We start from the raw sequence: 7,050 nt of genomic DNA, 5'->3' as shown, positions 1-7,050 counted from the left end.
TAGACTGTTCCGGCTCCATCACCCATTTCTATTACAATACCGCTGGTAACCTCACCAGCATCACCAATGCCATCGGTAACAGCAGCAAATACCAGTACAACGCAGCCGGCCAGCTCATTGGCGCCACTCTACCGGACGGACGGCAGGAACACTACAACGTCAATGCCGCCGGCCAGCTACAAAGCTATACCGATCCGGCCGGCCACACCACCCGCTACCGCCGCGATCAGCGCGGGCTGGTACATACCCGCATCGACGCCGCCGGCCGTCAGCTCGGCTTCAGCTACGACGCCTACGGACGCCTCACCGCCCTGACCAACGAAAACGGCGAACAGTACCGGTTTCAGTATGATGCCGGCGACCGCCTGACCGAACAGACCGATCTGGACGGACGCAGACAGCAGCTGAGCTACGACCTGCTCGACAACGTCAGCAGCGTGTGTTTTGCAGCCGGCAGCCCGCATCAGATCGAACACCGCTTCAAACGCGATGCCATTGGGCGCTTAACTGGCAAATACACCCCCGACGGCACCACCGCCTACCAGTATGACAAAGCCGGCAACCTGCTCAAAGTCGGCTTTAAAGCCGCCGGTTTAGCGCCGGAAGCCGAACCGGAACTGATCAGCTTCAGCTACGACATAATGGGCAACCTGCTGAGCGAAACCACTGCACAGGGTGTTCTGCAGCATCAGTATGACAAACTGGGCAACCGCATCGCCACCACCCTACCGGACGGACGTACCATCAACAAACTGTATTATGGTTCCGGCCATCTGCACCAGATTAACCTGGACGGTCAAATTATCAGCGACATCGAGCGCGACCTGCTGCACCGGGAAACCCTGCGCAGCCAGGGCAAAATGAATACCAGTTTTCAATACGACCGCACCAGCCGCCTGACCGGCAAACAGACCAAACGTCCGGGAGCGGGCATCCTGCCGGATATCATACTGGACCGCAGCTACAGCTACGACAATCTAGATCGGCTGGTAAGCAAAAAACACAACCGACAGGGACAAAGTGATTACCGCTACGACGTAACCGGACGCATCGAAAGCTGCCGCAACGAAGCGTACTGGGAAACCCTGCAATACGATGCTGCGGCCAACCTGCTGGACAGAAGACGCGGTGAAGAAGAAAGCAATCAGAACCTGATCCGCTTTAATCAGCTGCTCAGCTTCCGCGGACTGAAATACAGCTACGACGAACACGGACGTACCCACAGCAAACAAACCGCCAGCGGTACCCAGTATTACCATTACGATGCCGAACACCGCCTGACCGAAGTGCGTATCGAACAGCTAAACCATACTGAACGCTACGGTTACGTCTATGATGCACTTGGCCGGCGGATTGAAAAACACCGGCTGGACCGTGACGGCAAACCATGCAACCGCACCACCTTCCTGTGGGACGGACTGCAGATGATTCAGGAAAGCAGCGCAGACAAACGGCAGAGCCTGTATCTGTATACTGACGAAGGCAGCTATGAACCGCTGGCACGGATAGACAGAAACGGTAATCAGGAACAACACATCTACTACTTCCACACCGACCTGAACGGCATGCCGGAGGAACTGACGGATGAAGCCGGTGAAATTGTGTGGGAATGCTCATACCAGCTTTGGGGCAAACCGATACAGGAGATTGCTCATAGAGAGATACAACAGAACCTGAGGTATCAGGGACAGTATTTAGACAGAGAAACCGGACTGCACTACAATACTTTCAGGTATTATGATCCGGATACAGGCCGCTTTACTCAGCCTGATCCGATTGGATTGCTGGGTGGCTTTAATCTTTATCAGTATGCGCCAAATGCGTTTACGTGGATTGATCCTTTAGGACTATCTTGTAATGTAAAATTTAAAAAATGGAAAAGAGGTGACGCTATTGATAAACCGCTCACTAATGGTAATAATCCGTCTTGGGAAGTTGTAAGGAAAAGATATTGGAAAAATCGGTATGAAGCTACAAAAGGAACTTCACAAGAATTCAGTAGTGGAAACCTTGATCGCATTAAAAAGGGAAATGCCCCTCTTGACGCAAATGGCAATCCTATGGAATTACACCATCACAATCCTCAACGCAATGGGGGTGCAAATGTAAACAATCCTATTAATCTTCGTGAAGTTACGAGAGAACAGCACTCTAAACTTGATCCATATAGAAATTTAGGAAATAACTAAAATGGATTCTATGACTATTATCAAAGAATATGTAGAAGGTTCACTTTCTCCACAAAATTTTCAAAAAGAACTATATTATAATAAGGATATAGAGAACATTTTATCTGAAGAAACACAAATTCCATCATATATTAAGACCGTAAATCTTTTTTATGCTCTTCTTGAAATTGATTTATCATGCCCATCTGGAGAGCTTGATAGTAAAAGTATGCTCGCATTATTTCTAGAAAAAAGAAATATTAGTTTTGTCTATAATAATAGTGCTAGTAAAAAATATAACTTATTTTTAAAAATTCAACCAAATTGGTTATCTCTCAACGAGTCTTATTTCCAATTAATCATGGAAAAATATAAAAACGAAAAAGGCAAAAATTTAGAAAAAGCCCTAAAATTACAAATTAAGAAAGATTTCAAATTTTTAAAAAATAGACCTAAATGGCTTCAATCTCCTGAGTGGCCAATAATAAATAATAAGCCCCTTTTCTTTATAGGACAAATAGATATAACTGAAATTAGACATGATACAAGTTATTTATACATTTTTTGGGACGTACATACTCAGAAATATACTACTTTAGAGCAATCGGCATAATTACAATTGATAAATATTTGTAAAGTATAACAATTCAAACAATCGTAAAATAATATATAATAATTTATTAAACACATGATTTACATAAAAAAATATAGATATAATCATTTATTGTAATTATAAATATAAATTTTTATAAAAAATTAAATTGTAAATTATATTGTTAATAATTTTAGATATTCGACTGGTTAGATAGTTTTAAATAAAAATAATTGAAAAATATTAATACAACGATAGAGGAAATAGAATGCTTCTTTGCCTCATATAAATATTAAACGTTCTGATAGGACAATGTTGAGGATTGATATAGATGGTTAATTTGTATATAAAAAAACTAATCACTGCCATAGAGAATGGTAAGGTTAGAGGTTTTGATGAGATAAAGGATATAAATGGTGAAAATTATTTATTTGAATATGCTATTAAAAAAGAGAATGAAAAATATAATACTTATCTTTTCCACATACCTGAAAATAAAATGGAAATATACGAAGATTATGCAACTGAAGAATTTAGTGAGTTTTCCAATATAGAAGATGCTTTTTATTACTTTAAATTACAAGGTGTGGATATTAGAAAATTTGCTCCTATTAAAAGGACATTACCTTTTTAGATGATAAAGAAAGCTGGGTAAAAAAATCAAATCTTACCAGCTTTTTTATTTAACTCTCGTTCCATCTACTAATTCCTACATCAAGGATAGAGTGATTACTGCTACGACGTGACCGGCCGCATCGAAAGCTGCCGCAACGAAGCGTACTGGGAAACCCTGCAATACGATGCTGCGGCCAACCTGCTGGACAGAAGACGCGGTGAAGAAGAAAGCAATCAGAACCTGATCCGCTTTAATCAGCTGCTCAGCTTCCGCGGACTGAAATACAGCTACGACGAACACGGACGTACCCGCAGCAAACAAACCGCCAGCGGTACCCAGTATTACCATTACGATGCCGAACACCGCCTGACCGAAGTGCGTATCGAACAGCTGAACCATACTGAACGCTACGGCTACGTCTACGATGCGCTTGGCCGGCGGATAGAAAAACACCGGCTGGACCGTGACGGCAAACCATGCAACCGCACCACCTTCCTGTGGGACGGGATGCAGATAATTCAGGAAAGCAGCGCAGACAAACGGCAGAGCCTGTATCTGTATACTGACGAAGACAGCTATGAACCGCTGGCGCGGATAGACAGAAACGGTAATCAGGAACAACACATCTACTACTTCCATACCGACCTGAACGGCATGCCAGAGGAGCTGACGGATGAAGCCGGTGAAATTGTGTGGGAATGCTCATACCAGCTGTGGGGCAAACCGATACAGGAGATTGCCCATACAGAGATACAACAGAACCTGAGGTATCAGGGACAATATTTAGACAGAGAAACCGGACTGCACTACAATACTTTCAGGTACTACGATCCGGATACAGGCCGCTTTACTCAGCCTGATCCGATTGGATTGCTGGGTGGCTTTAATCTGTATCAGTATGCGCCCAATGCGCTGATGTGGATTGATCCGTGGGGCTGGAGTTGTATAAAATGAAATCATAAAGCGCAAAGATTTTATGGTCAAAACGGACGATTTGTTTCCAGATCTGAAGCTGCTAAGCAGATAAAAATTAATCAACAAAAACAAGCCGGGCATATTCAGGGTACGCCTCAATATAATAATAGAATAAAACAAAGTAAACCAACATCAGCATTTGATAGTAATGCTAATACTGATAAATTAGTACGTGATACCATAGCTCAGGGAAGGCCTGCACTAAATCAACCGGGTAAATTTGATATAGAAACTGGTAGTCGAGTTGGAACTGGCCCCAATGGCGGAATACAAACAAAAGTCCGAGTTCATGTCGATTCCAAAGGTGAAGCACACGGACACCCAGCAGGAAAGGAATATTGATAATAATGCACGCAAAAATCAATCAAATTTTTCACGATATTCTTAATGCATATGGAGATTTAAAAAAACCAAATTTTCATTTTGTAATGGAGTCATATAACTCATTAAAATATCAGAGTATATTACATGATATTTATTCTTTATTTAAAGTAATAGATAATACTGATTTAAATTATGATGTTTGCATATCTCTTCAATTTGAACATTATAATAAACCAGCATTTTTATATTTATCTTTGGTGTCAACATATGCTTTTTTCTATTATGAAAATAAAGTAATCAATTGCATTGATACAATGTATCATGAATTTTCTGATCTAATAAATATATTATTTTCTTATGGTTTTATTTTACTAAATAAAAATGAGCTTTTGTATGAATTTGATATAGACACCTCACCATTTAATGTTGAAAATCAAAAAGCATCAGTTTTAGCACTATTATTTTCATTTGGACTGTCAATCAGTGAAAATATCTAATTAAAATACGATGCCCTCGGCCGGCGGATTGAAAAACACCGGCTGGACCGTGACGGTAAGCCATGCAACCGCACCACCTTCCTGTGGGACGGACTGCAAATGACTCAGGAAAGCAGCGCAGACAAACGGCAGAGCCTGTACCTGTATACTGACCAGTACAGCTATGAACCGCTGGCGCGGATAGACAGAAATGGTAATCAGGAACAACACATCTACTACTTCCATACCGACCTGAACGGCATGCCGGAGGAGCTGACGGATGCAAACGGTAAAATACTGTGGGAATGTAGCTTTCAGTTATGGGGAAAGCGGATTCATGAAATCGAACACGAACCCATAGAGCAAAACCTCAGATATCAGGGACAATATTTAGACAGAGAAACTGGCTTACATTACAATACGTTCAGGTATTATGATCCGGATATAGGTAGATTTACTCAGCCTGATCCGATTGGGCTGCTGGGTGGGTTTAATCTGTATCAGTATGCGCCTAATGGGTTGACTTGGATTGATCCACTTGGATGGCATAAAAATAGTAATGACACTAATGGAGATTGGGTTTTATATGATGTAATTGATAAGGAATCTGGACGCCGTGCTAAAACAGGAATTGGTAAAGCAGAAGATGTAATGGCTAATGGACAAAATAGACGTGCTTATACGAGTGCAAGAAAAGTACGAAAAGACCCTAACTTTGAAAATGCAGAATCGAAACTAGTCCGTACTTATAGAGGAATAACCAAAGGTAAAATGAAAAGAATTGAGGCAGGAAGAGTTAGACTTTTAAGAAGATTAGGACATGAATTGCCACACAATCGAGAAAGAGATAAACGTTATAAACCCAGTACTAAAAAGAACAAGTGGTGCTAACAATTTTACAAGGTATATTATGGAAAAAAAAATAATGGTGTCATTACCTACTGAAGTACCAAAAATTAATGACAATGTGAATATGCATTTCATGTGGGTAGAATTGAACAAATATATTGATAACTTGTTGCCGCGGATAAATATTTTAGATTTAAATGAGTGGCGTATTTTAATAATGATTAGTTCACGGGCTACAAATGGTATTGGAGTTTTCAAAAGGTCAATGCGTTATCCATCAGATAAGGAGTATGTTATTTCTATCTCTATTTGCATTCCTGATAAGAGCCAGGCTCCATATGGGTTAAGAGAAGTAAAAGAAAGTTTTTTTAAACCGTTAAATGAAAAATTTTTTATTTTAGATCCTGAATTTGAACAGTACGAGAGTTTGTATAGTTATATTTTCGAAAGTGCAAAACGTGCAATAGATTTAGCCTTTACGAAAGGTATTGTCTGTGGCGGCAAGAGAATAAAATTGCAGAATTAAAATAACAATAATGAACTTATTAAGAAAACGGGCTTTCAAAGTATTATTATCCTGATACATGTAGATTCACTGATCAGGTAGAATTGCTGGGTGGCTTGAATCTGTATCAGTATGCGCCTAATGGGTTGACTTGGATTGATCCGTGGGGATTAGCATGTGCAAATGATGGTAAAGGCAAAAAACACGGTGGTGAAGGGCATAATAAAATTATTGACAAGATTATTAAGGATGCTAGAGATAAAGGTGCTAAAGAAATCCGTAAAAATCAACAGCAAGTAGATTTTAATGGAAATAAAGTGGGTACAAATAAGCCAGATATTCAATATAATTACAAAGGAAAACACTATAATATTGAAGTAGATACAACATTAAAGGGTAGCCTTGGACATCAAAGCATTATACCAAGTCGTGATCCTAATGCCAGAAATACATTTTGGTTAATTGACAAATCAGGAAATATTTTAGGTGGATTATCAATATTTTAATAAGTGGCTCCTCAATTGGAAAATAAGATGTTAGCTTTT

The 7,050-nt window shown here is 40.4% G+C and carries 9 protein-coding genes; all 9 read left to right on the top strand.

The annotated features are described in order from the left end of the window. A partial coding sequence (locus GY065_RS12700) for an RHS repeat-associated core domain-containing protein (protein ID WP_174834426.1) occupies nt 1–2,189 on the top strand: 2,189 nt, incomplete at its 5' end. A gap of 1 nt (nt 2,190) precedes the next feature. Further along, nucleotides 2,191–2,781 (top strand): hypothetical protein, encoded by a 591-nt coding sequence (locus GY065_RS12695; protein WP_174834424.1) that lies wholly within the window; start codon nt 2,191–2,193, stop codon nt 2,779–2,781. A gap of 310 nt (nt 2,782–3,091) precedes the next feature. Further along, nucleotides 3,092–3,394, top strand: coding sequence for a hypothetical protein (locus GY065_RS12690; protein WP_174834422.1), 303 nt, complete (start codon nt 3,092–3,094; stop codon nt 3,392–3,394). 108 nt (nt 3,395–3,502) lie between these two features. Continuing rightward, entirely contained in the window at nt 3,503–4,330 is an 828-nt protein-coding gene (locus GY065_RS12685) for an RHS repeat-associated core domain-containing protein (protein WP_174834420.1), read from the top strand. Between the two features lie 69 nt (nt 4,331–4,399). Next, nucleotides 4,400–4,693: a polymorphic toxin type 50 domain-containing protein gene (locus GY065_RS13675; RefSeq protein WP_174834430.1), complete on the top strand. Its 294-nt coding sequence runs from the start codon at nt 4,400–4,402 to the stop codon at nt 4,691–4,693. A gap of 5 nt (nt 4,694–4,698) precedes the next feature. Next, nucleotides 4,699–5,172, top strand: a complete 474-nt coding sequence (locus GY065_RS12675; protein ID WP_174834418.1) for a hypothetical protein — start codon at nt 4,699–4,701, stop codon at nt 5,170–5,172. 99 nt (nt 5,173–5,271) lie between these two features. Continuing rightward, nucleotides 5,272–6,042 carry an RHS repeat domain-containing protein gene (locus GY065_RS12670; RefSeq protein WP_202984100.1) on the top strand — a complete coding sequence of 257 codons (771 nt, stop codon included), beginning with the start codon at nt 5,272–5,274 and terminating at the stop codon, nt 6,040–6,042. Between the two features lie 19 nt (nt 6,043–6,061). Then, the gene (gene imm9, locus GY065_RS12665) at nt 6,062–6,526 is read left to right on the top strand and encodes an Imm9 family immunity protein (RefSeq protein WP_025315304.1); all 465 of its coding nucleotides are present in this window, start codon (nt 6,062–6,064) and stop codon (nt 6,524–6,526) included. 125 nt (nt 6,527–6,651) lie between these two features. Then, the gene (locus GY065_RS12660; protein WP_174834416.1) at nt 6,652–7,011 is read left to right on the top strand and encodes a hypothetical protein; all 360 of its coding nucleotides are present in this window, start codon (nt 6,652–6,654) and stop codon (nt 7,009–7,011) included. Nucleotides 7,012–7,050 lie beyond the last annotated feature (39 nt).

Origin of the sequence: Snodgrassella sp. ESL0323 (assembly GCF_013346865.1) — a bacterium.
Classification (GTDB): Bacteria; Pseudomonadota; Gammaproteobacteria; order Burkholderiales; family Neisseriaceae; genus Snodgrassella; species Snodgrassella alvi.
Note: the sequence above shows the minus strand (reverse complement) of the source record. Positions and strands in the feature narration are given on the sequence as shown.